This window comes from Gynuella sp. (genome assembly GCF_050297175.1).
GTDB lineage: Bacteria > Pseudomonadota > Gammaproteobacteria > Pseudomonadales > Natronospirillaceae > Gynuella.
In genome coordinates this window covers 87,379-112,518 of sequence record NZ_JBNKSF010000061.1, presented here as the reverse complement: position 1 = coordinate 112,518, position 25,140 = coordinate 87,379, and the positions used below count along the sequence as shown (strand labels likewise).

Sequence of the window (25,140 nt, the reverse complement as noted above, 5' to 3'; positions counted from 1 at the left end):
GTTATAGTCCGCCCATACACAAATATTTGATTTCGAGATATTCCTCAATACCGTACTTGGAGCCTTCACGACCGATACCTGATTGCTTGACCCCGCCAAACGGAGCGACAGTATTGGAGATGATGCCCTCATTAATGCCGACCATTCCGTATTCGAGTCCTTCGGACACCCGCCAGATCCTGCCAATATCGCGGGCGTAGAAGTACGCGGCCAGCCCAAACTCAGTATCGTTGGCAATAGCGATGGCCTCTTCTTCGGTATCGAATGGAATCAGAGGGGCCACAGGGCCAAAGATTTCATTGGCTGCAATGGGCATATCGTTGGCAACATTTTTCAAAATAGTTGGCTGGTAGAAAGCGCCACCTAGTTCATGAGAGTTGCCTCCGGTGACGACTTCTGCACCAGCCGTAACTGAATCCTGTACCAGTTTGTCGATATCCTGCAGTGCTTTTGAATGAATCAGTGGGCCAATGGATACACCTTCATCCAGGCCGTTACCCACCTTCAGCTCTGCAACGGCCTGAGCCAGTTTGCTGGCAAAAACATCGAGAATATTTTTCTGTACCAAAATACGGTTGGCGCATACGCAGGTTTGTCCGGCATTGCGGAATTTAGACGCAATGGCACCTTTCACAGCAGCATCCATATCGGCATCATCAAACACAATAAAAGGTGCATTACCGCCAAGCTCCATCGAAACTTTTTTAACGGTGGAAGCACATTGAGCAATTAACTGCTTACCGACAGCGGTAGAGCCGGTAAAGGAGAACTTAGCCACCTGTGGGTTTTCTGTGAATACTTTACCGATGCCTCGCGCATCTGTACCGGTTACCACATTGAAAACGCCAGCGGGAATTCCGGCCATTTCTGCGAGTTTGGCCAGTGCCAGGGCAGATAATGGGGTTTCTGAAGCGGGTCTGATAACAAACGTGCACCCTGCCGCCATCGCGGGAGCAGCTTTACGGGTGATCATGGAATTTGGAAAGTTCCAGGGGGTAATGGCTGCGACGACACCGACAGGCTGTTTGATCGTTACCAGCCGTCGGTCATTACTGGTGGTGGGAATGGTTTCCCCGTAAATGCGTTTGCCTTCTTCAGCAAACCACTCTACAAAAGATGCGCCGTAGGCCACTTCTCCTTTGGCTTCTGCCAATGGTTTACCTTGTTCGAGGGTCATGATGACACCGAGATCATGTTGATGTTGCATGATCAGCTCAAACCACTTGCGTAACAGTGTAGCGCGGTCTGCTGCGGTTCTGTTTTTCCAGGCTGGCAGTGCGGCTTTGGCTGCCAGTACTGCCGCTTCGGCATGGGAGGTATCACAGTCACTGATCTCTGCAACCACCTTGCCGTTGGCAGGGTTGTGGACTGCAAAGCGTTTGTCCACGCCCATCCATTGACCGTCGATATAAGCATCATTGACCAGAAGCTCGGGAAAATTGAGTTGTGCCATGCAGTCCTCCGTCGTGATTCAGAAAGTGGAAGTATTTGAAATGATTTGACTTTAAGGATAAATATTAAACTTTCAAACATAAGTTTGATGTTTATCAAACTAAGTCGAGACGTTATGAGAAAACATTCCGGTCTGCCAAAACCTGTTTCTGAATATGATCTGCGTCTGCTGCGAATTTTCCGTGTAGTCGTTGAGTGTGGAGGCTTCAGCGCGGCCGAACAGGTTTTGAACATTTCCCGTTCGACCATCAGTGTGCACATTAGCAATTTGGAAAAACGCATGAACGTCAGGTTGGCCCGGCGGGGGCGTAGCGGCTTTGCGCTGACAGAAAAGGGCAAGGCGATTTATGAAGGCAGCCTGACATTATTTGAGGCGCTGAATGAATTTTCCTGGCTGGTGGACAGCCTTGATGAGGAGTTGTCGGGAGAATTATCCATTTTATGCAGTGATGAAGTGGCCCTGGCCAGGCAGTTGAAGTTGCCGGAGACCATTGCCTGGTTGAATCGCAAGGCGCCCAAACTGCAAATCGCTCTGAATAGTGATACGGTGCCCGCCATCGAAAAAGCGCTGTTAAATGGCACCGCTCACGTTGGTATCATGCCTGAGTTTCGCAATATTGAAGCGCTGGAATATCAGCCCGGTTATGAGGAGGTTTTTTATCTGTGCTGTGGAGCCCGTCACCCGTTGTTTCATCGGGCGGATGAGACCATTGACGATGCCGAGCTGGCGGCTTGTGCCACTGCGCATCCAGGGATAGATGTCAATCTGGCCGGGATTGAGCAATTGCGCGGACTGAATCTGTCTGCCCGTGCGTATCAGTTTGATACCCGGACACCACTGGTGCTGAGCGGCTGTTATCTGGGATTCTTTCCCATGAGCTATATTCAGGGGTTTATCGAACGAGGTGAAGTGCGTTTGTTGCAACCGGATAAACGTTGCTATCGGGTTAATCATGCCTTTGTCCATCGCCAGGAACGGGTCATGGATGCCAAGATTGAGTTGTTTTATCAGGCTCGTCAGGCGGTCACCTGAGCAGATAGTTAGGCAGGTTGCTTTTCCATCAGAGGGTTTTGTGGTTTATTGCGGCACTTCAATATGACTTATTGTTTTCAATCTACAAACTCATCAGAGGGGTGTATATGAAATTGACCTGGATTACATCACTGTTTTCGGTGTGTGTGGCAGTCGCTGCAGGTGCTGCGGAATTGCCGGATCTTAATGGACGCACTGTGGTTGCGGTGACTGAGAATGCCTATACACCACTAAACTTTGTGGATGCGAAGACCGGCAAGGGAATTGGTTGGGAATACGATGCATTTAACGAAATCGCCCGACGCCTGAATATGAAAGTGGACTGGCAACTCAGCAGCTGGGATACCATGATACAGGCAGTCAAAGACGGTCAATACGATGTTGGCATGGATGGCATTACAATCACGGAAGAGCGCGCCAGTCAGGTGGAGTTTTCCGCTCCGTACATGGTGTCGGAGCAGTTCATGCTGGTCCGGGCCGATGAAACTCAGTTTGATGATGCCAAAAGTTTCGCTGCCAACTCCAAGCTTTTAGTAGGGTCCCAGCCGGGCACCACTAATTTTTATGTCGCTGTTTACGATATTCTGGATGGCGATGAGACCAATCCAAGAATCAAACTGTTTGAAACGTTTGGCGCAGCGGTACAGGCGCTGAAAAGCGGCGATGTGGATGTCACGCTGATGGACGCCACTTCAGCCCGTGGTTACATGGGAGCCAACCCCGGAGCATTCAAGCTGGTCGGTGGCCCTCTTGGGACAGAGCAATTTGGGTTTATCCTGACGCCGGGGTCGGATCTGACTGCTCCCATCAATGCCGCCATTGAATCCATGAAAGCAGATGGCACTATCGAAGCACTGAACCAGAAATGGTTTTTTGACTACAACCAGACAAACTGATCATTTGCACCACCGGTAGCGTTTGAGGCCGGTGGTCGCCCCGACATATCCATGACTATGAAATTCAAAGATAAACTGCAACAGGTTCCATGGTGGCTGCTGGTCGCTTTTTTACTGACGCTGATATTGGGCTGGAATATTCTCGCCGATCAGAGTTATGAGCTGATCTTTAATGCGCTGAGCAAAGGGATCTGGATTACTCTGAAAGTGACCTTTATTGCGTTTCTGTCAGCGGTGTCAGTGGGGCTGATCATTGCGCTGGCTGGATTTTCCCGCCTTCGTCTGATTCGTGAAGCCGTTCGTTTTTATGTTGAAATTATCCGTGGTATCCCGGTTCTGGTACTGCTGTTTTACGTGGCATTTGTGGCGGCTCCCGCCCTGGTTGACGGTTACAACTGGTTGTTGCAAAAACCGATTGAACTTGGGTGGCTGGACAGTGCCCGAACCCGGGACTTCAACATGGTATGGCGCGCCGTATTTGCGCTGACAATCAGTTACAGCGCTTTTATTGCGGAAATTTTCCGGGCAGGTATTCAGGAGATTGATAAAGGCCAGATAGAAGCGGCACAGTCATTGGGACTCAAAGACCGGTATGTATTCCGTTTCATTATTTTTCCGCAAGCGGTCCGTAAGGTTCTGCCTCCTCTTGGCAATGATTTCGTCGCAATGATTAAAGATTCTGCATTGGTTTCGGTGCTGGGTGTTCAAGACATCACCCAGTTGGGCAAAGTATACAGCTCCTCAACTTTCAAATTTTTCGAAACTTATAATGTGGTGGCTTTCCTCTACCTGATTCTGACCATAAGCCTGTCATTGATGGTCAGAGGGCTGGAGCGACACCTGCGGCGGTTTGAACGCAACTGAATAAGATGTTTGTAATGTTTGGCATTATTTCCTTACAAGTGCCGCTGTAGCAGTTGGCATCGGCTCTTTATCGGTATTGATATTCGGTCCTGCTATATCGGCAATTAACAATAGCCCGTCATCGATCAGTCGTTACCTTAAAAACCAATGACACTTTCTTTCAAGGTCCTATGAGTATTGGATATCCGTAGTTCATAGCAGACTGCTTTCTACTTAATTACCAAAATATACTAGAAGGGCTTCCGGGCCGGAGAAGCAGATTTTTTGCACGGATAATCCGTGAAGTGCTCAAAAAATAATCAAGTTACATATTGGTAACTATTGATGGAAATCAGGGTTTGTGAAAAACACTGATAAGAGTCCATTTTCAGCTGGAGGAAGGCATGTTATCAGGTTACTATTTTGTAACTTAATTGGAGGTAACTACTATGGGTGGTCAGAAAAAAAATCCTGAACTGCAAAAGGCTTGTCCAGTAAGGGATGTTTTGGATCGACTCGGCGACCGCTGGACGGTTCTGGTCATGTCTGAACTGGAGTCAGGTACGCTGAGGTTTTCAGAAATCCGCAAGAGAGTTATGGATATTTCACCTCGAATGCTGGCTCAAACACTCCGCAACCTTGAGCAGGATGGCTTGGTTAAACGTGATGTATATCCGACAGTGCCGCCAAAGGTTGAATATACGTTTACGTCACTTGGCGAGTCCTTTTATGAGCGCGTCAAAGCCATGATCAATTGGGCTGCTGATAATCATGATGCTGTTCGTGCTGCCAGAGAACGTTACGTAGCGCCAGAGACGCATCATGCCAAGTAAGCTGGTGCAGCGGTGAGTTGACCGCTGTGGCATGAGGAGCAGCTAAGTCTTCAGGGTTATATGGAAAATGACCAGGGAGTGTATTGATGTATTTCCTAATAAATAGCTTGCAATTAAGTAGTGCACTATTTATATTTGCACGATCAAAATTGAGTCGAATCGAAGAATGAATTCACCGCTGAAACTGGAAGACCAACTGTGTTTTGCACTGTATTCAACCATGCTGGGTATGAATAAAGTGTATCGGAAAGTGCTTCGCAGACTGAATCTTACCTATCCGCAATACCTGGTCATGATGGTGTTGTGGCAGCAGGACAGTCAGACGGTTTCGTCGATTGGCGAGCGTTTGTTTTTGGAATCTCCCACTCTGACGCCGTTGTTAAAGAGACTTGAAACCCGAGGGCTGATTACCCGTCAGCGTTCCATTCAGGATGAGCGACAAGTGATCGTGACAGTGACAGATGAGGGAAAAGCCCTCCATGAGCAAGCTTTGCAGATTCCAGAACTGGTTCTTGCAGCAGCAAATTGCAGTGTCGACAAGTTGGCGCAATTAAAAAATGACCTGGTCGATTTGCGGAAGGAGTTATTTGCGAGTTCGGTCGAGTAAAAAAATTTAATTAAAAAGTAGTGCGCTATTTAATTTTGAAAAACCAATTTCGGACGTAAATCCGAAATATTGCAAATGTGATTAAACATCAGAGGAAACATATTATGTCTATAGAAAACGTACTTTACAGAGTCAGTGCCGAATCCAAGGGTGGTCGTGATGGACGTTCAGTTTCAGAAGCGGTTGGTCTGGATGTAAAAATGGCCACACCAAAAGAGTTAGGGGGTGCCGGTGGTGAAGGGGTGAATCCAGAAGCCTTGTTTGCTGCAGGATACAGTGCCTGTTTTATTGGTGCGATGAAATTTGTTGCTGCTCAGAACAAGAAAGCTTTGCCTGCAGATACAACCGTTAAGGCAATTGTCGGTATTGGTACCATTCCGGCGGGCTTTGGTATTGAAGTGGATTTGCAGGTGTCAATTCCCGGCTACAGTCAGGAAGATGCTGAGTCTTTGGTCGAACAAGCCCATCAGGTCTGCCCATATTCAAATGCGACCCGTAACAACATTGATGTACGCCTGAGTGTCGTTGCCTGAACCTTGCTGTTCCAAGGCTCGTTAACCTTATCGTTCCTGGCAGCGATAAGGTTGGTTAGTTGTCAACAATGGCTTGACCATCACTTTCCAGTGACAGGTGATTGTGCTCGTGTTCCAGTTTGCGAACGAGGTTCATTATTCCAATATTGACGTTGGGATAAGCCTTGCGGCTGGAGACACTATATTTACCGGGAGTATCCATGGCGGTATAGCAGTGGATCTTAAAATTGAGTTCATGGGCACGATGTTTCAGGCGGTTGATCGTTGCTTTTATCTCGAAGACACGTTGCAGGGTTTCCTGATCCAGAGACTCAACATCCGGGTGATTGGTTTTCAGGGTCTGCAGCGCTTCGATATGGGTTTGTGCCTGGGACTGCAGTTCATGTTTCTCATCTTTCAGGTATTGAAAATGTCGGTCCAGCGTATCTGACAAACCGATCTGCAATTGAGTGATAACATAGGTACCGTTGCCAAGCTGATTAACGACAGCCGTCTTACCCACAATGGCCTGACCACCGATCAGAATACCCTTGCCCCCTTCCTGTCCCAGGAACAGACCATTTCCAGCATACAGCTCAGAATGCATACTGTATTCTCTCAGGTGAATATCGTGCCCTGCGTATATCTGGACAGAGCTGACAAAGCGGGCATGGACGTCACCTTTGGCCCGGATATAACATTCAAAGTGTTCCGGCAGAACGACATCATCCTTGGTTTCCTGTTCATTCCCTAGAATGCCACCCGCAATATAAATGTTGGCTCCCGACTCGACCAGCGCACTTTCAATGGTTCCTCGAATGAAAATATCACCCGTCGCCTGAACCTTCATACCCGGTAAGATGTCACCATTGATTTCGAGAGAACCATCAAACTTAACGTGTCCGGTTTTAAGGTCAATGGCTTTAAACTGCAGGGATTTGTCAATGCGGGCGCCGGGATTCAGGTTAACCGGATGGCCTTTATATTTGGCAACATAGATATTGGGGTCATGATAAGCCTGTTCGATGCCTTCCCAGTTTCTTTCTGCTTTTATATCTTTGCCGTCTGCACCGTTGAGAGTGTGACCTCGAATGTCATAACCGTCTGAACCTTTTTCCGCAGGTACATATTTCAGTACTGAAGCGCCCTGATCGACCACCAGATATTTTTTTCCGGCCCTGAAATCTACAATGCCTTCGTCATTGCCCACAAAGTGAACGGAGGTTTCCTCTTTCTCCAGTAACCATTTGAAATACCCATTTTTGCCAATGACAGATTGTTTTCCTGTGGCGACTTGCATTTTATTGGTAAACGGCAGGGTGATCAGTTTCTGGATGGCATCCATATCCATTGCCTGTTCAATGACTCCCTTGTTTTTCAGGGCTCTTACGACATCGTCCGCAGTCAATGTGGCACCGCCATATGCCTGGGTGGTTGTGGCATAGGCTTTCATATGGTCGTCTGCAACGCTGATACTGATTTCGGCATCGCGCTTTTCGGCAATGTCTGCCTCACCGGCATCTTCATTGCTGGCTTTGAAAAGAAAGTTCTGGATGGCTTCATCGCGAAAAAAAAGATCACCAAAACCGGCATTGACTACTTGTTCAATTAGATAGTCATGGTCAATTTTGGCTTTACCCTTTGCTTCTCGGAAGCTTGCTGTCAGCACACCTGACTGCGAATCCAACTCAAAATCCAGTTCCGGGTAAATCGGGTTGGTATCAGTTGTTTCAGTCATGGAGTTATCCAGCGACGTTTATCACGGCAATCATAAACCTCTAACGACTCGGCTGTGAATACTATTCATATCAGTGTAGCTCATATGTATCAACCGTAAACCTTTATACAGGTTTCACCTGTGCAGAAATGCCTGTAGCAGACATGAATGATACAGCATTAGAATTGCTATCGAGATAATATTCTTATCCAGAACTGTAAAAGGCAGAACACTCAGTATTTGTGGTGCTGAATCTTGCAGAAGCACCGCCACCGTGTTTCGTTAGCAGTCGTCAAATACTACAGATACAACTGACTATTGTTGCATTGACTGCGCTCTCTCAAGATATTGGTTATATGATGGAATTGCGACAGCCAAAATAACACTGATCATAAGCAGCGGAATAATGAACGCACATAACCAGTGCCAGATTTTATTTGGCGGCGGCCGGTGACCATAATCGTTTGTTGCAGGTGTCCCGGGTGCGAAGAGTATCCAGAGCAGGAACAATACGTTCAGCAGTGGAACGATGGCCAGCAGGCAGAACCATCCGGAACGATTCAGGTCATGAAGTCTCTGAATCATTAATACTACGGAAAAATATATCATTACCAGATACAGCGGGATTGCCAGCAGTAATAGTTGAGAAACCGATATTGCTCCTGAGTTAAGTAACATGGGCGCGACGACAGAGACCAATGCTGCAGCCAAGTAAAATATCAGTGACGCAACCATGAGGTAGGCCAGGTACCGTATCCTGCCAATACGCGTCGAAGGCGAAAACAACCGGATTTTTCCATAGGGTTCATTTTGTTCAGTCAACTCACCCGTAGGTGCCTGATAAGGGTTTTGTGTGCTCATGTGACATGCCTTGTTAGTTGATTGATGTCGATATTATGAGGTTTAGAACTCTTTGCGCCTAATTTAACTTGTAAAGTTCGAGGGTAGAACCGGGTTCTGCACTGAACAATTCTTCAGTATGACTATTGGATTCGATCACTCTGGCAGTCAATGGTCAGAAAGCATTGGTTGTGGGCATGCGTGACCGTTCTGAATCGCAATTTTGCACGTCCTTGATCGTGTTTCAGGTCTTTTGAGTACATGCTTCTCGCTATACTGCCGGCTTGATTTAACAATTAAGGAAATCGGATGAGGTTGATATTTGTTTTAGGTTTGTTGGCTATGTGCTGTCAGGTTTCTGCGCAAACCGTGGGGTTCCATCAACAGGTGATCGGGCAGCACAGTACCCGACCACTGGCTGTCACGATCTGGTACCCAGGTGAACAAACAGGTACGGCAGAAAGTATTGGTGAGAATCCTGTTTTTTATGGAATTTCTGCCATTCGGGATGCGGTACCCGAAAAAGGGCGCTTTGGTATTGTGTTGCTGTCCCATGGGTATCGTGGCAACTGGCGTAATTTGAACTGGCTGGCTGCCAATTTGGTGCAGGATGGGTTTATCGTTGCGGCAGTCGATCATCCCGGTACCACATCCCGTGACCACAACCCTTTGCAGGCGTCACAATGGTGGCAGCGTCCGAAAGACCTTTCCAGGGTACTTGACTGGCTGGTGACCGAATCTCAGTGGCAGCCATTTTTGGACAGTCGGCGTGTTGCCGCTATTGGCCACTCTATGGGAGGCTGGACAGTCATGAATCTGATTGGTGCCCGTTTTGATCGAGAACTTTTTAATCGGGATTGCCAAAAATTGCCGAACCCCAGAACCTGTGGTTTGGCTGGTGAATTCGGGCTGGATGTTCCACAACCGGGAGAGCCGGATACGTTATTAAAGGATGATCGGATCAAGGCGGTGGTGTCACTGGATCTGGGAATGGCCCGGGGGTTTTCGCCCAGCAGCCTGGCCGCTATTGAAGTACCTAGCCTGATTTTGGCGGCAGGTGTGGATATTGGTGATTTGCCGCAGCAAATGGAATCAGGTTATCTGGCTGATCATATTCCAGAAAACAAACGCCAGTATCGGGTGTACGAGGATGCAGCTCACTTCAGTTTTATGCAGCTTTGCAAGCCGGGAGCGGCTGAACTGCTTGATCAGGAACAACCTGGGGATAGCATCATCTGTTTTGACGGTGGTGAGCGTAGCCGTGTGGCGCTGCATCAGGATATGTATGAACAGATTTCCCGCTTTTTAAAGACCGTCTTAAAGGATTGATCCGTGATCGTTCGACTGTCGGGTCGATTCCGAGCGCCTGTAGGCGCTCGGGGTGTTGTTGGTTATGCGGGAAAACTCACGGTTAAAATTGGATTTGGTTTGAAAGCCCGAGGCCAGATAAATCTGCGTGATCGAATCTTGAGTCGTGGTCAGTAATCGCTTGGCCCATTCAATCCGGTATTCATTAATGAGTTGGGAAATATTGCGACCATGCATCGCATTCATGGCCGCAGATATCCGGCGGGCCGGGATACCGGCTTTTCGGGCCAACCGGTTCAGGGTTAGGTCCGGGTCCAGGAACAGCTGCTGCTCGCGGATCAGATGATCGATCTGTGTGGCAATTGTCTGATGTTCCAGGTCATCAGTCTCTTTACGCTGGTCCGGTTCGACCAGGTAATCACCATCACCATGGTCAATAACAATAGCATTGCTGCCGGTGATGACCGCGATACTCAGCAGTGGCAGTAAGGCTAGGTGAGCGGCTGTCATAATCGTCATGATGTGACGACCTTCAAAAACGAACAGATCCCATGCAATCAGGCCGTCGATCAATGCCGAAAACACCAACAGGCCTCCGGCAAAACAGGCGATTTTGTGGACGTGGGCAAGGTCCGAAATTCGTACCCGTTGCAATGTCGCTCCTTTGCGGAAGGATATTCTGAGCACCGCTGTGCCATAACCTAGGTAGAGTAAGAGCAGCAGAATATCCAGAGGGGCGCGCCAGAATGACTGAAGCAACAATAATAATAGTGTCAGCAGTGGGCCACTCAGGTGCCAGAGGGACAGGCGTGTTTGCTGCATCAAGGCAAAACAGTACCACGTGGCTGGCGGAATACAGGCCGCAGCAATAGGTTGCAGCCAATGAATAGCCGGAATTGTCTGGGTCCAGCGTAGCCCGGTGATGACAACCATACAGGTACAACTGAGTAGAAAAATAACCTTCGGTCTGAGGTTGGCTTCCCGGCGATAACTAACAACCGCTGTCAGTAACAGCAATAGAAGTGCAATGACAAACGGCAGAGGTATGGCACTCATGGATGGTTCGGTGGCAGTTTTTTGGCTGGTTTCGGGGAACAAAAATCCCCGAAACAGATATTAGATATGCTGAACTTCGTCAATCTCGTATTCAACGGTACCGCCGGGCGTTTTTACCACCACGACATCACCCTCTTCCTTACCAACCAATGCGCGGGCAATCGGTGAGGTTACGGAGATTTTTTTATTTTTTACATTGGCTTCGTCTTCACCAACGATTTGGTAGGTCACTTCTTCCTCAGTTTCGGTATTAATCATGGTTACCGTAGTACCAAAAATCACTTTTCCAGTGTGAGGAATCTGGGAAATATCGATGACCTGTGAACTTGACAGTTTGGCCTCGATCTCTTTTATCCGGCCTTCCGCAAAGCCCTGTTGTTCACGTGCAGCGTGATATTCTGCGTTTTCTTTCAGGTCGCCATGTTCTCTTGCTTCGGCGATCGCGGCAATGATCCGTGGCCGCTCCACGGTTTTTAAATGTTGTAACTCGGCTTGAAGGGCTTTTTCACCTTCAACGGTCATTGGAACGCGTTCCATTTAATAACCTCTGTTTAATATGTTGGCAAAGAACTATGCCACGAGACAATGTAACAAGTTGGTCACACATGCTACCGCATAGAGAGGGGGGATATAAACCCCCCTTTAGCAGAAGCTTGAGTGTGGTCAGGCTCCGTGCAGGTCCTGCAGACGACGTACCGGACTCTCTTCAATATGTTGCAAGGCTTTGACTGTCGCCTGGGCCGCTGCAAGGGTTGTTGTGTAATACACCTTGTTTTGCAGAGCTGTGCGACGAATTTCAGAGGAATCATTGATTGATTCACGCCCTTCCGTGGTATTGATGATGAAACAGATTTCACCATTCTTGATCATATCCACCAGGTGCGGACGGCCTTCTTTCACCTTGTTGACAACCGCGCAGTTCACTCCATGTTCTTTGAAGATACTGGCGGTACCGGAGGTTGCATGGATTTCAAAACCCAGGCCCACCAGACTTCTGGCTGTCTCAATGGCGTCCGGCTTGTCGTTGTCACGAACACTGAAAATGACTTTGCCAGGTTTGGGCAGTTTTGCACCGGATCCAAGTGCGGCTTTGCCAAACGCTTCGCCAAACGTGGTACCGGTACCCATAACTTCGCCGGTGGATTTCATTTCGGGGCTCAAAATCGGGTCAACAGTTGGGAACTTATTGAATGGGAATACCGACTCTTTGACCGAAAAATGGGTCGGAACGATTTCTTCAACAAACCCCAGTTCGGTCAGCTTACGCCCGGTCATCACTTTGGCTGCCACACTGGCCAGAGAGGTTCCAATGGCCTTGGACACGAACGGAACTGTCCGAGATGCACGGGGATTGACCTCAATGACATACAACACGCCATCCTGCCAAGCCATCTGCACGTTCATCAGCCCCACGACACCCAGTTCCAGCGCCATGGCTTTTACCTGTTCCCGAATCTGATCCTGGATCTCTTTGGACAGGCTGTAAGGAGGCAGCGAACAGGCTGAATCACCTGAATGGACACCGGCTTGTTCAATATGCTGCATGATCGCCCCGATCACGACATTTTCGCCATCACTGATGCAGTCGATATCCACTTCAATGGCATGATTCAGAAAACGGTCCAGCAGAACCGGTGCATCATTGGAAACTTTAACCGCAGAGGTCATGTACTGCACCAGTTCGGATTCTTTATACACAATTTCCATGGCTCGGCCACCCAGCACATAGGATGGTCTGACAACCAGCGGATATCCGATCTCGGTGGCTTTTTGGATGGCCTGTTCGGTACTGCGTGCAGTCGCGTTTTCCGGTTGGATAAGCTGCAAATGATGGATCATGGACTGGAAGCGTTCACGGTCTTCCGCACGGTCAATGGCATCCGGTGAGGTGCCGATGATCGATACGCCGGCAGCTTCAAGATCGCGAGCCAGTTTCAGAGGTGTTTGTCCGCCATAATGAACAATGACACCTTTGGGTTTTTCAACCGCTACAATTTCGAGTACATCCTCAAGGGTGACCGGCTCAAAATACAGTCTGTCAGACGTGTCGTAGTCGGTGGATACGGTTTCCGGGTTGCAGTTGACCATGATGGTCTCATACCCTTCTTCCTTGGCCGCAAATGCCGCATGCACGCAGCAGTAATCAAATTCGATGCCCTGGCCGATCCGGTTGGGACCACCGCCCAGAATCATGATTTTTTCGCGCTCACTCGGGTTGGCTTCGCACTCTTCATCATAGCTGGAATACATATAGGCTGTGGTGGACGCAAATTCTGCAGCACAGGTATCCACCCGCTTATAGACCGGGTGCAGGCCCAAGTCATGACGATGGGTGCGGAGTTCAGCTTCACTGGCATTGAGCAGAACGGCCAGCCGTGCATCGGAGAACCCTTTGCGTTTTAGCCTGCGCAGCTGTTCGGCAGTCAGAGCAGTAACGCTTTGATTGGCCAGAGCTGCTTCATCCTTCAGAAGATCTTCAATTTGTACCAGGAACCAGGGGTCGATACCGGAAAAACGATAAACCTCATCAACGGAAAAACCAAAACGGAGTGCATCTGCCACGTACCAGAGGCGATCAGGGCCGGGTTCCTTCAATTCGTGGATAATACGATCTTTGGCGCCTTCGGCCTGCCGATCGATCATCGGTTCAAAGCCGGTAGAACCGGTTTCCAGTCCCCGTATGGCTTTTTGCAGTGATTCCTGGAAGTTCCGGCCGATAGCCATGACTTCACCGACCGATTTCATCTGTGTGGTCAAACGGTCATTGGCCTGGGCAAACTTCTCAAAAGCAAAGCGCGGGATTTTAGTGACCACATAATCGATACTGGGTTCAAAGGATGCTGGTGTTACGCCTCCGGTAATATCGTTCTGCAGTTCATTCAACGTGTAACCAATTGCCAGTTTGGCAGCGACTTTGGCGATCGGAAATCCCGTTGCTTTGGATGCCAGCGCTGAAGAACGGCTGACTCTGGGGTTCATTTCAATGACCACCATGCGGCCGGTATTCGGATTGATGCCAAACTGAACATTGGAACCACCGGTCTCGACACCAATTTCCCGTAGAACCGCCAGAGAGGCATTCCGCATCAATTGATATTCTTTATCGGTCAATGTTTGCGCTGGTGCGACGGTAATTGAGTCGCCGGTATGCACACCCATGGCATCGAAGTTCTCAATGGAACAGATGATAATGCAGTTGTCGTTTTTATCGCGGACAACCTCCATTTCATATTCTTTCCAGCCAATCAGCGATTCATCGATCAGCAACTCGCTGGTTGGAGACAAATCCAGCCCCCGAGCACAGATTTCTTCAAACTCATCTTTGTTGTAGGCAATACCGCCACCGGAGCCACCCATGGTGAAAGATGGCCGGATAATCACCGGGAAGCCCAAGCCTTTCTGGATTTCCCTGGCCTCTTCCATGTTGTGAGCGAGGCCTGAGCGCGGAGTTTCCAGACCGATGGCTTTCATGGCCAGATCGAATCGTTCACGGTCTTCGGCTTTGTCGATGGTATCGGCGTTGGCACCGATCATTTCCACACCGTATTTTTCCAAAACGCCATGGCGTTCCAGATCAAGAGCACAGTTTAGTGCGGTCTGGCCACCCATGGTTGGCAACAGCGCGTCCGGTTGTTCCTTGGCAATGATTTTTTCCACTTCCTGCCAGACGATGGGTTCAATATAAGTGGCGTCTGCCATGGCCGGATCGGTCATGATGGTCGCTGGATTGGAATTTACCAGAATGACCCGATAACCCTCTTCCCGCAGAGCCTTACAGGCCTGGGCACCGGAGTAATCGAATTCGCAGGCCTGACCGATAACAATCGGTCCGGCGCCTAAGATGAGAATGCTTTGTATGTCAGTTCTTTTGGGCATGAATCTGTACGCTCTAACTATTCACCGGGTTACTGATTTATGCATGTGCACCATGCAATCGCTTACATCCAATAATGTGATCAGCGTCGTGCCTGCATCAATTCAATGAAGTGATCAAATAATGGTGCGCAATCGTGGGGGCCTGGGCTGGCTTCCGGGTGCCCCTGGAATGAAAACGCGGGTTTGTCAGTCCGGTGCAGGCCCTGCAATGAGCCATCAAATAATGATCGATGAGTCATGACAAGGTTGTCGGGCAGGCTGCTTTCATCCACCGCAAAACCGTGATTCTGGCTGGTAATCATAACGGTCTTGGATTCAATAATTTCTACCGGGTGGTTGGCGCCGTGATGGCCGAATTTCATTTTCTGGGTTTTGGCACCACTGGCCAGCGCCAGTAACTGATGTCCGAGACAAATGCCGAACACCGGGATATTGGTTTCCAGAATCTCAGCAATGGCGCTGATGGCATAATCACAAGGTTCCGGATCACCCGGGCCGTTTGAGAGAAAGACACCATCCGGATTCAGTGCCAGAACTTCGCTGGCGGGGGTCTGTGCCGGGACAACAGTCAGTTTGCAGCCTCGGTCCGCGAGCATCCGCAGGATATTGCGTTTGATACCGTAGTCGTAGGCAACTACGTTAAACTTTGTCGATTCAGGTGTGGTATAGCCCTCGCCAAGTTTCCAGGTACCTTTGTCCCATTGGTAGGTCGCAGTGACTGAAACTTCTTTGGCCAGATCCATCCCTTTGAGTCCAGGGAATGCCCGGGCCTGTTCCAGAGCTTCCTGTTCAGACACGTTATCGCCGGCTATAAGACAACCGTTTTGTGCGCCTTTTTCCCGCAGAATCCGGGTAAGGCGGCGGGTATCAATATCTGCGAGGCCTATGATATTTCGGGACTTCAGATAATCACCCAGACTTTGTTCCGAACGGAAATTGCTGGCGAGCAGTGGCAGATCGCGAATGATCAGCCCTTGAGCCCAGATTTGGGAAGACTCTTCATCTTCGGAGTTGACACCGGTATTGCCGATGTGGGGGTAGGTCAGAGTGACAATTTGTTTTGCGTAGGAGGGGTCGGTAAGGATTTCCTGGTATCCCGTCATTGCGGTATTGAATACCACCTCACCCACAGAACAGCCAGTCGCACCAATGGCTGTTCCCCGGAATATGCTGCCGTCTTCAAGCGCAAGCAAAGCTGTTGTGCTCAATGCTGGTTCCTCTTCGGGGGGTTGCTGGGTAAACTGTCAGATAAGACTTTCTCAGGCTGATCTGACCGATGGAACTTGGGTTCAGCATTTGCCTGTCGCAGCTGTTGGAGCTGCGACCACTTTTTCATAGCCCAAATTGGCGCGGATTGTACGGATTGGACCTATTCCTGTCCAGCTAAAGTCCCGTGAATCAAATACCCTGGTTTAAGGAGTTTTATTATGTCATTAACCGAATTGCAGTCATGGCTGCAATTGGCTGTAGATACCGCTCAGAAAGCGGGTGAACTGATCCGCGATGAGCGACAGAATCATACTCTTGATGTTGACTATAAAGATGGTATTGAACTGGTTACTCAGGCCGATAAAAAAGCAGATGCTTATATTACATCGGCGCTGTTGAAAGCCACTCCTGGGTTTTCCATTCTGGCCGAAGAGTCAGAAAATGATTTGAGTAAAGCTGAAGAAGAAGGGTTGTCCCTGTGGGTCATCGACCCGATTGATGGTACCGTCAATTATGCTCATCATCATTATCAGGTTGCGGTTTCAATTGCTCTGGCAGTGGATCGTGAGGTGCAGGTAGGGGTGGTGCACAACCCGTTTTTGCAGGAAACATTTACTGCCATCCGTGGACAGGGCGCTTTTTTGAATGGTCAGCGTATCCGTGCCAGCACAACCACAGAACTTAACCGGGCGGTTGTCGCAACTGGTTTTCCCTATCACAAAAATAACCTGCAACAGTTGATGCAGGAAGCCGGTACTATTTTGCAACATTGTGCGGACCTTCGCCGGCTTGGATCGGCCGCGCTCGATCTATGCTGGGTGGCGTGTGGCCGTCTTGATGCTTATTACGAACACCAGGTCAAACCTTGGGATATGGCTGCTGGAAGGTTGATTGCCCATGAGGCTGGCGCAATGACGGGGTCATATGCTTCGGAAGCCAGTGAGTATGGTGACTTATCGGGTCATAAAATACTGGCCTCCTCAAGTTCCCTGTACGAGCCTTTGCGGACTTTACTCTTGGCCGGAACCAAGTAGAGAATTTTCTCCTGCAATACCTGAAATTGCCGTTTTTCCCGTTTGCTCAGCAGCCAGCCTCTCTGGTTGGTGAGCTTCTGTTTGATCCATGCCCGGTGTTTGCATCCGGTTACGGCCAATAGTGGCCAGAAGATAACCGTAGATGGCAGAACCATCTGTAGCAGACAGGTCAGTACTACAATCATTGTAATGGCTGCCACTGGGATGGAGATAACTCTGAGATGGCGGGGCAACATCAGAAGAAATTCCTGCACGGGCCACCAGACCAGAGCCGCGGAAAAAGACAATAGCAGCCAGACAGGGGCCAGAAGCAGGTCGATTGGGCCTGGCAGTTTGTTGGGCAGTCTTTCCACTGGCAGGCTGCTGAGCTGGGACTTGAGCTCCAGCCATTCAGCCAGTACCTGGCTCGACAGGCTACCATTGACCAATTGTAATGTCTGGAAAAAAGGAGCCCCCTGATTAGCTGCCATGTTGCTGAGTAATCTCGGGAACCAGTCGTGGTCCTGTGGCAGGTAGCGATCCAGGTTTTTACGCAGGAATATGTGCAGAATTTGACCGGTCAGCGGTAGTTGGTTGTGGTTGTTAATGAACATCGAAGGACCGGACTCCAGGGTGTAGTTTCCGCCCAGAATCTCCACATAGCGGTTACACAACAGCAATGGAATCAATTCCGTCGAGGTCGCTGTCAGCCGATTCAGATGGATTGCCAGCTTCTGGCAGTCACTGGCCAGGCTTGTACTGTCCAGGATGATGACTTTAATCTTGTTCGGATTTTCCAGGTCGGCTTCATCAATGGCTGTAGTGCTGTTCAGGTCTCTGGGGTTGAGGCGGTAAATAAGTGTATTTTTCGGTAGCAGAGACAAAAAGAACCATTCTTCGATGTCATATTCGGATTTGCAGAACAAAAACACTTTTCCAGAGAAATCCTGGTGTCGGCTTAGTACGTTTTCCGTAATTTGATGGATCGTGGTCCAGGTAATGAATTTTGCCATCAGTCGGGAGATTTTCATGAGGTCGTTCCAGCCGTTTTGTGTTGCTGAAACGAATGCTACGGTTTGCTGGGCAGACAACAATCAAAATTTTCAAAGTTGCACAATACTATACTGACGGTATAGTTTTTCGATACCAAATTCGAAGGACACAGATAAACCATGGCGCAGACGATTGCTCTCATCGATACCATTAAGCGAAATCTCAAGCAACGGAAAATCACCTATGCAGATCTGGCAGTGCGACTGAATCTCAGCGAGGCCAATATCAAACGGATGTTTTCCAAACGGGATTTTACCCTGCAGCGACTGGATGGCATTTGTCAGGTATTGCAGATGGATTTCACCGATCTGATTCAGGAGATGCAGTATGGCAGCTCTGAGTTGGAGGAATTGTCTATTGAGATGGAAACAGAGCTGGTCTCGGATCCCTATTTAATATTGCTGACATTGTTGGTGATATCGCAATGGGAGTTCCAGGATATTCTGGATACCTATAAATGGACTCTGCCTGAGCTGACCAAGCTAATGGCCAAGCTTGACCGTATGCGTATTCTTGATTTGTTGCCAGGTAATAAATATCGGCTGTTGTTATCGCGTCATTTCAAGTGGCAAAAACGAGGCCCTGTGCATAAGTTTTTTGCAGAGAAAGTTCAGCAGGAGTTTTTCAGCACCCAATTTGATACCAAGAAAGGTGAGTTGTTGCTGGTGGTCAATGGCATGCTGAGCCGATCTTCAAATAAACAGATACAGCGATCGATACAACGATTGGCTAAAGAGTTTGATGAGTTGAGTAAGGAGGATGCCAAGTTGCCGCAGAGTGAGATCTTTGGAACCAGCGTGGTACTGGCGATCAGGCCGTGGGAACTGAAAGAATTTACGGACTTTAGAGTGAAGCCTCTTGATAAAAAGTTTTGATACTGACATTGGCAAGCCGGAAGTATTTGAGCACAAAAAAAAGAGGCTGCCAGTTGGCAGCCTCTTTCTGCAGTTTCACTCTATCTTTTTGACGTTTTGCTTTGGTTGATTTTTCGTGAATCCCGCCTTTTCGCATGATAGGGTCAATCGCATAGATATTGCGTTTCTTTTGCTTTGTTTTCATAGTTATCTCCTGAATGGAACTGGCAATTCTAGAGAAAACCCTGACAATTTGCATCCGCTTTGTCGTTAGCGGGTGGCGATGGCGGTAGCCCTGCTATGATAAACCGCTCTTACGATCACCGCTGTTAAGACTACTTTTACCAAATCCCCTGGGATGTACACCCACATGATTGCGGCAGACATGAGCAAACTTTTTTCAGTCATCAGGCTGAAACCAACAATGCCAAACAGGTACTGAACCACAATTCCACCCAGTACAGAGGCAAGGGTGACGGCTACGACCAGAGGGAGTTTTTTAAACATCAGCGCAAAAGCGCCAACCGCCATTGCGGAAAACGGAAAGCCTATAACAAATCCCACGGTTGCCCCAGAAAAGACACCCAGTCCACCTCGTCCGCCGGCAAGTAAAGGCATGCCTATTGCCACCAGCAAAACGAATAATGCCATTGATACAAATGCTCGCCATGGACCCAACATGATGCCTGCGAGCATGATGCCCAGTGTCTGTGCGGTAATGGGGATACCGGATAAAAATGGGATTGGGGGAATCAGGCCGAGGGCAGCAATCAGAGCAGCGTATAAGGCGATTTCAACCAGAGCTTTATCTTTCATAGGGTTTCCTGACCGGTTTGTTATTGTGGTAAAAGTATTCTGACAGTTATACCTGAGGTATGCGGTGGTGTTCCGCCTGAGTTTTTATCAACAACCGCTATGAGCACTTGTCTGTATGACGGTTGTTGTCTTTTCCTCTATTCAGGCTGTTACGACCATAGGTGGTATGATCGAGTCACAAAACCACTACGGTTGTGATGATGACTGCCTCAGGCTTGAGCGTGTTTTGTCACATTGATAGTGCACCTAGTCAATATGGTTTCAGTTGTTTTTGGCGTCTGGTGAGATGCCGCCGCGGGTTGCTATGGCTTCTGCCACCGTGTCTGACATCTTCAACGTAATTAACATCATCGGGATAATCAGTTTCCAGCGCTGATAACCTCCCCCTCTGGCTTTCCACGCTTCACCGAGGGTATTCATGGTCGCCATCAGCACCGGAACAAAACGGATGAACAGACTGATGGCAAATGCAATTCTGTTCGGTTGTATACCGAAAATCTTGAGAGGTATAAAACACGGGCTTATGGTAGCAATCATGTCCTCCATACGGGTTGTCAGAGTAACCAGATTGGCCAGCAGAATCATATTGATCATACGAACGATTAACGCTGTCGCAGCATCCGGCCCGGTAGTCCACCACTGTAATATGAAAATTGCCGCCAATAACCATTGCATGGGTCTGAGTACGCTGATGTGGTTTAGGCCTCGTGTACCAAGACTGGCGTAGGATGCAACGATCAAAGCCAGTACCGCAACTTGAATCCAGCTTTGTTGGACGGGAAACAGCAGCACGCTGCTTACCAGCAGCAGAATGATTTTGGCACCCGCTGGAATCCGGTGCAGCCAGGATGGTTGGTGGCGATACAAGCTGATCACGAATGATGCTCCAGTTGCGAAGCCACCCATTGCCGGTAATGATCGATAATCGCTGGCGCAGGCCCATCTTCACGAACCTGTCCATGTTCCAGCCAAATGACCCGGTCAAAATGATATATTGCTTCGAGGTCATGGCTGATCATCAGCATCTGGGGTGCCTGTTGGTCCAGTATTCTCAACAACTGTTTTTTGACTAACAGATCCAGGGCAGAAAAAGGTTCATCAAGAATCAGTAGTTTTGGTTCCATCAATAAAACGGCAAAAATACATACAAGTTGTTTTTGACCCTCTGACAGCGCATGTACTGACATATTAGCCCACTCTTCATGACCATACTGGTTCAATAGGTTCATGGCTTGATCATGCGCTTGTTTGCGGGTTCGGCCTATATTCATCAGACCAAAGCAGAGTTCCTCCAGCACCGTGGGGAATATCAGCTGGTGATCCGGATTCTGAAAAATGAATCCAACCCGTCGATGCATCGCTTCGATCCCTTTTTTCGGATCTTCTCCACAAACGGAAATGGTGCCGGCCGTGGCCTGTAGCAATCCATTGAGCAGTCGTGCCAGTGAGCTTTTTCCAGAACCATTGCTGCCAATCAGGGCAATTCGTGCTTCCGTCAGATGTAAGTTGATATTATTGAGGACAGTAATGCCCTCCCGTTCCAGACACACACCGGTTAGAGAAATATGATCTTGCAAATCGGAAATATCCAAAATTTAGGAAAGGCGGGATAATAACAAATCTGTCGAACAGGCGGCTATTGAGAATAAGCCGGGCAGGTCGTTCTGTTAAATGCTTCCGGGTATCTATCCGGAAACTATCTGTCCTCTATACATCTTTCTGGAACTACGACTCTTTTCTTCTATGCCGGTTTTGCGTGGTTCTGTCATCAGTGTGCCTCGATAGGTTTTGGTGACATATTGTTCACTTGACGATTCCTGAGATGTCAGTAGTTCTGTCCATGGAGAACCAGCCAGTTGCATAAGTTCTTTGATCAAGGCTTTAACGATGGTATCTGCGTCTTTCTGGTAATGCTTTAGCAACTCATCCAGCAAATCAGGGTTGGCCAGTTTGATGTTTGGTTTCAGGTTTGAAGGCACCCGTCGGCGAATTTCGTACACCAGTTCTATCATGGGTTTGCTGTATAACATGATGTCCCCTGTTTGTTGCAATATTAGCGACAGTCAAAGCAATATACACACCAATGATAATTTTATCCTGGTTCTGGATTTACGGCGGTATGAAGCGTTGGTACGCCGGTTAAGAGACAGGAACAATGGAATGCTTGCACCTAAACGAAACAATCAGCATTTTTGCGCCATAGAATAATGCAGGCTCAATATTTTGGATGTTCGGTGACCTGTTCAGGTTCTGGGGTTGGCTAATGCTTCATTGTATGGAAATACATTTTCATACACGCCATATGCAATATTTTGTTGGCATTTTTGCCAGAACTCCGGTTGCATCAGATCGTTATGATGCCGCACAAATAATCGACGCATGGCAACATTGTTAAATAAAAAGACCGGAAACTCTTCAGGAAAAACATCCAGAGGTGCAACCGAATACCAGGGCTCTGCTGCCATTTCGTCTTCTGGATAACGAGGAGGAGGGATATGGCGAAAGTTACACTCAGTGGTGTAACAGATTTCGTCGAAATCGTAAAAAATAACTCGTTGGTGCCGGGTCACGCCAAAATTTTTCAGTAGCATGTCACCCGGAAAAATATTGGCGGCGGCCAACTCCCGAATGGCTTTACCGTAGTCCTTGAGGATATTTTCCTGTTCCTTGTCGGTGGCGGTTTCCAGGTAGAGATTCAAGGGCGTCATGCGCCTCTCTATATAGCAATGTTTGATGACAATTCGGTCGCCATCTATATCCTCGCTAAGGCTTAATGGAATTGTCTTCTTCAGTTCATTATAAAGCTCTGATGAAAACCTGTGTTTGGGAAAGGCGACATGGGAATATTCCCAGGCGTCGGACATGCGGCCCACTCGATCATGTTCTTTGACTAATTGATATTTCTGTATGACAACGTCTCTGGTCAGATCTTTTTGTGGAGCGAATTTGTCCTTGATGACTTTGAAGACATAAGGAAATGATGGCAGGGTAAACACTTCCATCACCATCCCTTTGATACCTGGAGCAGTGATGAATAGGTCATTAGAGTGCTCAAGGTGATGTAAAAAAGCACGATAAAACTCGGTTTTTCCAGCCTTTTGTAACCCAATTGCAGTATATAGTTCGGCACGGGACTTATGTGGCATCAGCCTGAGCAGGAAGTTAACCAGTGCCAGTGGCGACTGGGTGTTAACAAAAAAATAGGATCTGGCGAAACCAAAAACAACCGCCATGTCATCTTTATCCAGTAGCAGAGTATCGGCATATATGCTGCCTTTTTCAGTATTGAGTATGGGAACAATAAACGGGCTTTGGGTATCGTTATAGTTAAGTCTGCCAACTACATATGCACCTTTGTTTCGGTAGAATACCGGTATCAGGATATCGATCGTAAAATTATGCAGCTCGGTGGATGGGATGGAGGCGGATTGCCGAAAAACTTTCAGCAGGTGGTTGATATCACGGCTTATATCTTCAAACGGCAGAGTGAATTCCAGGTTCTGGAGGATATTTCTCAGTGTGGCTTTCAGACCACCTTCGATAGTGTATCGTTGATATAGTTGCTCTGGAGGGCTGTAGTATTGCCAGGCGGTATTGGTCTCTACAAATATATTTTGGTTATGATAATAAAATCGTTCAAATAACCGACAATACACTGAATTATAGAACGTTTCAGCCAAATCCGGTTGGGGGTGAGTAAGCAATATTTGCTGGTAATGGTTTTTCACATCATGCCAGTGTGGTTCGCTCAGCCAGGAAGAATTGACTTCTGTACGGATTTTCGTAATCGCTTCGTTGACTCTGCGGTCGTAAAGTGCAATACGTTCTTTATGGGCTCGTTGTACTGCTGCCCAGTCCGCTGTTTCAAACAGCATTCGGGCCTGCCGGTTATAGCGGGTAAAATTGCCATAGTGGATATCGAACTCTTTGACTAAGAGTTCCGCCAGGAGATATGCATTGTTCATATGACCATTTATCCGAAACTGCAGTAAGATCTTATTATTATTGATACTGATTGTGCCGAGTGCACAAAATAGTAACAGTTGGTTCTGATATTTACAGATAATGATCGTAAATTATCATGTACGGAAGTGAGGATCACTTTTTTATCAAATTTCTGGATTGATGGTGAAACAGGAGAAGTTGTTTCACGCGGCTGGAGTATGAGTGCAGCCAAGCCGTAGTTGGGTGCACTGAGACATGATTTCCAGCAAGAATAAGCCTCGAGGTTCTCCGTGAGTATTGAAAAACGCTACAGTATTTTTTTTCTGATCAATCATGGCATGCATTTGCTTGATATTGCCGGACCCTGTCAGGCTCTGCATGAGGCAAACAAGCAAGCGCCATTGTTTAAAATCTATTTTGTCGGTTTCTCGCGGACGGTACATAGCCATCAGGGGCTCGACCTGACCAACATTCTGGAACCGCCGATCGAGTTGCCGGAACGCTCTATTATCTTCGTCTGTGCCTCCAAATATGAGCCAAACATATACTCTGATCCGGAGTCTGCCAGGAGCATTGAGTGGTTGAGGCAGGCCATTCGCGAGGACACCTTGGTTGTCGGTATTTGTACCGGTGCATTTATGTTGGCCAAAGCGGGGCTGGTGGATGGGAAAGAAGTGACCACTCACCACAGCCTGACCACCGAGCTGGCACAACAGTTTCCTGACATCCAGGTACTGACAGACCGGATATTCGTACGTTCCGATAATATTTATACCAGTGCAGGTGTCACCGCCGGGATTGATACAACGCTGTATCTGATCAGCCAACTGGCATCAACCCGTACTTCTGTGGATGTGGCCCGTGAGCTGGTGGTCCATCGCCGACGGATGGCAAATGACAAACAGATTTCCGATCATCTCAAGTATCGCAACCACATCAGTCCGCTGGTACACGCCGTGCAGGACTACATTTGTGAGCATTTTCGTGAATCGTTGAATATTGCTGATGTCTGTCATCTGCACCGGGTTTCCCAGCGTCACATGCAGCGCATATTCAAAGAACACACAGATATTACAGTACGCGACTATATTGCCAGTTTGAGATTGGAAGAGGCGCGTCAGCTGCTGGAAAATGGGATGGGGGTGGAGCAGGCTGCACACCTGGCCGGATTTCCAAACCCATCGTCTTTCAGGGATGCCTGGAAAAAACGCTATGGTGGTCTTCCAGGACATAAAAAGGCGACTGACAAGGCAGATGCCTTCATCGCCTAGCAATGA

At 48.3% G+C, this 25,140-nt stretch carries 24 protein-coding genes; 10 read left to right on the top strand and 14 right to left on the bottom strand.

Going from position 1 to position 25,140, the window contains the following annotated elements:
* Position 1: 1 nt before the first annotated feature.
* On the bottom strand, positions 2-1,453 hold the full coding sequence (locus ACQY6I_RS23505) for an NAD-dependent succinate-semialdehyde dehydrogenase (RefSeq protein WP_428244045.1): 1,452 nt from the start codon (positions 1,451-1,453) through the stop codon (positions 2-4).
* A gap of 114 nt (positions 1,454-1,567) precedes the next feature.
* On the opposite strand from ACQY6I_RS23505, the gene ACQY6I_RS23500 reads away from it, so the two are divergent.
* The 6 genes from ACQY6I_RS23500 (at position 1,568) to ACQY6I_RS23475 (ending at position 6,197) form a co-directional block, all read left to right on the top strand.
* Entirely contained in the window at positions 1,568-2,485 is a 918-nt protein-coding gene (locus ACQY6I_RS23500) for a LysR family transcriptional regulator (RefSeq protein ID WP_428244044.1), read from the top strand.
* 107 nt (positions 2,486-2,592) lie between these two features.
* Complete coding sequence (locus tag ACQY6I_RS23495; RefSeq protein WP_428244043.1) at positions 2,593-3,381, top strand: transporter substrate-binding domain-containing protein; 789 nt, start codon at positions 2,593-2,595, stop codon at positions 3,379-3,381.
* A 51-nt stretch (positions 3,382-3,432) separates the two neighbouring features.
* Positions 3,433-4,245 carry an amino acid ABC transporter permease gene (locus ACQY6I_RS23490; RefSeq protein WP_428244042.1) on the top strand — a complete coding sequence of 271 codons (813 nt, stop codon included), beginning with the start codon at positions 3,433-3,435 and terminating at the stop codon, positions 4,243-4,245.
* Positions 4,246-4,673: 428 nt separating this feature from the next.
* On the top strand, positions 4,674-5,057 hold the full coding sequence (locus tag ACQY6I_RS23485) for a winged helix-turn-helix transcriptional regulator (protein ID WP_428244041.1): 384 nt from the start codon (positions 4,674-4,676) through the stop codon (positions 5,055-5,057).
* A 166-nt stretch (positions 5,058-5,223) separates the two neighbouring features.
* Positions 5,224-5,664 (top strand): MarR family winged helix-turn-helix transcriptional regulator, encoded by a 441-nt coding sequence (locus ACQY6I_RS23480; protein WP_428244040.1) that lies wholly within the window; start codon positions 5,224-5,226, stop codon positions 5,662-5,664.
* A gap of 104 nt (positions 5,665-5,768) precedes the next feature.
* Positions 5,769-6,197: an organic hydroperoxide resistance protein gene (locus ACQY6I_RS23475; RefSeq protein ID WP_428244039.1), complete on the top strand. Its 429-nt coding sequence runs from the start codon at positions 5,769-5,771 to the stop codon at positions 6,195-6,197.
* Between the two features lie 55 nt (positions 6,198-6,252).
* On the opposite strand, the gene ACQY6I_RS23470 is transcribed toward ACQY6I_RS23475, so the two are convergent.
* Complete coding sequence (locus tag ACQY6I_RS23470) at positions 6,253-7,914, bottom strand: DUF342 domain-containing protein (protein ID WP_428244038.1); 1,662 nt, start codon at positions 7,912-7,914, stop codon at positions 6,253-6,255.
* Positions 7,915-8,208: 294 nt separating this feature from the next.
* On the bottom strand, positions 8,209-8,754 hold the full coding sequence (locus ACQY6I_RS23465; RefSeq protein ID WP_428244037.1) for a DUF805 domain-containing protein: 546 nt from the start codon (positions 8,752-8,754) through the stop codon (positions 8,209-8,211).
* A gap of 288 nt (positions 8,755-9,042) precedes the next feature.
* Here ACQY6I_RS23465 and ACQY6I_RS23460 point away from each other — a divergent pair, with 288 nt between their 5' ends.
* Positions 9,043-10,062 (top strand): alpha/beta hydrolase family protein, encoded by a 1,020-nt coding sequence (locus ACQY6I_RS23460; RefSeq protein WP_428244036.1) that lies wholly within the window; start codon positions 9,043-9,045, stop codon positions 10,060-10,062.
* On the opposite strand, the gene ACQY6I_RS23455 is transcribed toward ACQY6I_RS23460, so the two are convergent.
* The 4 genes from ACQY6I_RS23455 to carA form a co-directional block, all read right to left on the bottom strand.
* Positions 10,051-11,097: a helix-turn-helix domain-containing protein gene (locus ACQY6I_RS23455; RefSeq protein WP_428244035.1), complete on the bottom strand. Its 1,047-nt coding sequence runs from the start codon at positions 11,095-11,097 to the stop codon at positions 10,051-10,053. The two genes, ACQY6I_RS23460 and ACQY6I_RS23455, sit on opposite strands and share 12 nt — an antisense overlap.
* Positions 11,098-11,157: 60 nt before the next feature.
* On the bottom strand, positions 11,158-11,634 hold the full coding sequence (gene greA / locus ACQY6I_RS23450; RefSeq protein WP_428244034.1) for a transcription elongation factor GreA: 477 nt from the start codon (positions 11,632-11,634) through the stop codon (positions 11,158-11,160).
* Between the two features lie 126 nt (positions 11,635-11,760).
* Positions 11,761-14,973, bottom strand: a complete 3,213-nt coding sequence (carB, locus tag ACQY6I_RS23445) for a carbamoyl-phosphate synthase large subunit (RefSeq protein WP_428244033.1) — start codon at positions 14,971-14,973, stop codon at positions 11,761-11,763.
* Between the two features lie 80 nt (positions 14,974-15,053).
* Positions 15,054-16,181: a glutamine-hydrolyzing carbamoyl-phosphate synthase small subunit gene (carA, locus tag ACQY6I_RS23440; RefSeq protein ID WP_428244032.1), complete on the bottom strand. Its 1,128-nt coding sequence runs from the start codon at positions 16,179-16,181 to the stop codon at positions 15,054-15,056.
* 219 nt (positions 16,182-16,400) lie between these two features.
* Here carA and ACQY6I_RS23435 point away from each other — a divergent pair, with 219 nt between their 5' ends.
* A complete protein-coding gene (locus tag ACQY6I_RS23435) occupies positions 16,401-17,216 on the top strand; it encodes an inositol monophosphatase family protein (protein ID WP_428244031.1) in 816 nt (271 codons plus the stop codon).
* On the opposite strand, the gene ACQY6I_RS23430 is transcribed toward ACQY6I_RS23435, so the two are convergent.
* The gene (locus ACQY6I_RS23430) at positions 17,144-18,226 is read right to left on the bottom strand and encodes a hypothetical protein (protein WP_428244030.1); all 1,083 of its coding nucleotides are present in this window, start codon (positions 18,224-18,226) and stop codon (positions 17,144-17,146) included. The genes ACQY6I_RS23435 and ACQY6I_RS23430 overlap by 73 nt on opposite strands.
* A 141-nt stretch (positions 18,227-18,367) precedes the next feature.
* On the opposite strand from ACQY6I_RS23430, the gene ACQY6I_RS23425 reads away from it, so the two are divergent.
* Positions 18,368-19,123, top strand: coding sequence for a helix-turn-helix domain-containing protein (locus ACQY6I_RS23425; protein ID WP_428244029.1), 756 nt, complete (start codon positions 18,368-18,370; stop codon positions 19,121-19,123).
* On the opposite strand, the gene ACQY6I_RS23420 is transcribed toward ACQY6I_RS23425, so the two are convergent.
* From ACQY6I_RS23420 to aceK, 6 genes are all read right to left on the bottom strand, one after another.
* Positions 19,092-19,307: a hypothetical protein gene (locus ACQY6I_RS23420; protein WP_428244028.1), complete on the bottom strand. Its 216-nt coding sequence runs from the start codon at positions 19,305-19,307 to the stop codon at positions 19,092-19,094. The two genes, ACQY6I_RS23425 and ACQY6I_RS23420, sit on opposite strands and share 32 nt — an antisense overlap.
* A gap of 65 nt (positions 19,308-19,372) precedes the next feature.
* Positions 19,373-19,918 carry a biotin transporter BioY gene (locus ACQY6I_RS23415; RefSeq protein ID WP_428244027.1) on the bottom strand — a complete coding sequence of 182 codons (546 nt, stop codon included), beginning with the start codon at positions 19,916-19,918 and terminating at the stop codon, positions 19,373-19,375.
* A gap of 261 nt (positions 19,919-20,179) precedes the next feature.
* The gene (locus tag ACQY6I_RS23410; RefSeq protein WP_428244026.1) at positions 20,180-20,794 is read right to left on the bottom strand and encodes an energy-coupling factor transporter transmembrane component T family protein; all 615 of its coding nucleotides are present in this window, start codon (positions 20,792-20,794) and stop codon (positions 20,180-20,182) included.
* Positions 20,791-21,495 (bottom strand): energy-coupling factor ABC transporter ATP-binding protein, encoded by a 705-nt coding sequence (locus ACQY6I_RS23405; RefSeq protein WP_428244025.1) that lies wholly within the window; start codon positions 21,493-21,495, stop codon positions 20,791-20,793. Before ACQY6I_RS23405 ends, ACQY6I_RS23410 begins: the two co-directional genes overlap by 4 nt.
* A gap of 108 nt (positions 21,496-21,603) precedes the next feature.
* On the bottom strand, positions 21,604-21,948 hold the full coding sequence (locus ACQY6I_RS23400; protein ID WP_428244024.1) for a hypothetical protein: 345 nt from the start codon (positions 21,946-21,948) through the stop codon (positions 21,604-21,606).
* A gap of 213 nt (positions 21,949-22,161) precedes the next feature.
* Positions 22,162-23,883, bottom strand: a complete 1,722-nt coding sequence (aceK, locus tag ACQY6I_RS23395) for a bifunctional isocitrate dehydrogenase kinase/phosphatase (RefSeq protein ID WP_428244023.1) — start codon at positions 23,881-23,883, stop codon at positions 22,162-22,164.
* A 270-nt stretch (positions 23,884-24,153) separates the two neighbouring features.
* On the opposite strand from aceK, the gene ACQY6I_RS23390 reads away from it, so the two are divergent.
* Positions 24,154-25,134 carry a GlxA family transcriptional regulator gene (locus tag ACQY6I_RS23390; RefSeq protein ID WP_428244022.1) on the top strand — a complete coding sequence of 327 codons (981 nt, stop codon included), beginning with the start codon at positions 24,154-24,156 and terminating at the stop codon, positions 25,132-25,134.
* The last annotated feature ends 6 nt before the right edge of the window (positions 25,135-25,140 follow it).

Bases quoted from the DNA above. Each gene is read 5' to 3' on its own strand.
- ACQY6I_RS23455 (WP_428244035.1), bottom strand. From the start codon at position 11,097: ATGAGTGCCATACCTCTGCCGTTTGTCATTGCACTTCTATTGCTGTTA.
- ACQY6I_RS23470 (WP_428244038.1), bottom strand. From the start codon at position 7,914: ATGACTGAAACAACTGATACCAACCCGATTTACCCGGAACTGGATTTT.
- ACQY6I_RS23435 (WP_428244031.1), top strand. From the start codon at position 16,401: ATGTCATTAACCGAATTGCAGTCATGGCTGCAATTGGCTGTAGATACC.
- ACQY6I_RS23460 (WP_428244036.1), top strand. From the start codon at position 9,043: ATGAGGTTGATATTTGTTTTAGGTTTGTTGGCTATGTGCTGTCAGGTT.
- ACQY6I_RS23500 (WP_428244044.1), top strand. From the start codon at position 1,568: ATGAGAAAACATTCCGGTCTGCCAAAACCTGTTTCTGAATATGATCTG.
- ACQY6I_RS23505 (WP_428244045.1), bottom strand. From the start codon at position 1,453: ATGGCACAACTCAATTTTCCCGAGCTTCTGGTCAATGATGCTTATATC.
- ACQY6I_RS23465 (WP_428244037.1), bottom strand. From the start codon at position 8,754: ATGAGCACACAAAACCCTTATCAGGCACCTACGGGTGAGTTGACTGAA.
- ACQY6I_RS23490 (WP_428244042.1), top strand. From the start codon at position 3,433: ATGACTATGAAATTCAAAGATAAACTGCAACAGGTTCCATGGTGGCTG.
- aceK (WP_428244023.1), bottom strand. From the start codon at position 23,883: ATGAACAATGCATATCTCCTGGCGGAACTCTTAGTCAAAGAGTTCGAT.
- ACQY6I_RS23415 (WP_428244027.1), bottom strand. From the start codon at position 19,918: ATGAAAGATAAAGCTCTGGTTGAAATCGCCTTATACGCTGCTCTGATT.
- greA (WP_428244034.1), bottom strand. From the start codon at position 11,634: ATGGAACGCGTTCCAATGACCGTTGAAGGTGAAAAAGCCCTTCAAGCC.
- ACQY6I_RS23475 (WP_428244039.1), top strand. From the start codon at position 5,769: ATGTCTATAGAAAACGTACTTTACAGAGTCAGTGCCGAATCCAAGGGT.
- ACQY6I_RS23400 (WP_428244024.1), bottom strand. From the start codon at position 21,948: ATGTTATACAGCAAACCCATGATAGAACTGGTGTACGAAATTCGCCGA.
- ACQY6I_RS23495 (WP_428244043.1), top strand. From the start codon at position 2,593: ATGAAATTGACCTGGATTACATCACTGTTTTCGGTGTGTGTGGCAGTC.
- ACQY6I_RS23480 (WP_428244040.1), top strand. From the start codon at position 5,224: ATGAATTCACCGCTGAAACTGGAAGACCAACTGTGTTTTGCACTGTAT.
- ACQY6I_RS23420 (WP_428244028.1), bottom strand. From the start codon at position 19,307: ATGAAAACAAAGCAAAAGAAACGCAATATCTATGCGATTGACCCTATC.
- carB (WP_428244033.1), bottom strand. From the start codon at position 14,973: ATGCCCAAAAGAACTGACATACAAAGCATTCTCATCTTAGGCGCCGGA.
- ACQY6I_RS23425 (WP_428244029.1), top strand. From the start codon at position 18,368: ATGGCGCAGACGATTGCTCTCATCGATACCATTAAGCGAAATCTCAAG.
- ACQY6I_RS23430 (WP_428244030.1), bottom strand. From the start codon at position 18,226: ATGAAAATCTCCCGACTGATGGCAAAATTCATTACCTGGACCACGATC.
- ACQY6I_RS23485 (WP_428244041.1), top strand. From the start codon at position 4,674: ATGGGTGGTCAGAAAAAAAATCCTGAACTGCAAAAGGCTTGTCCAGTA.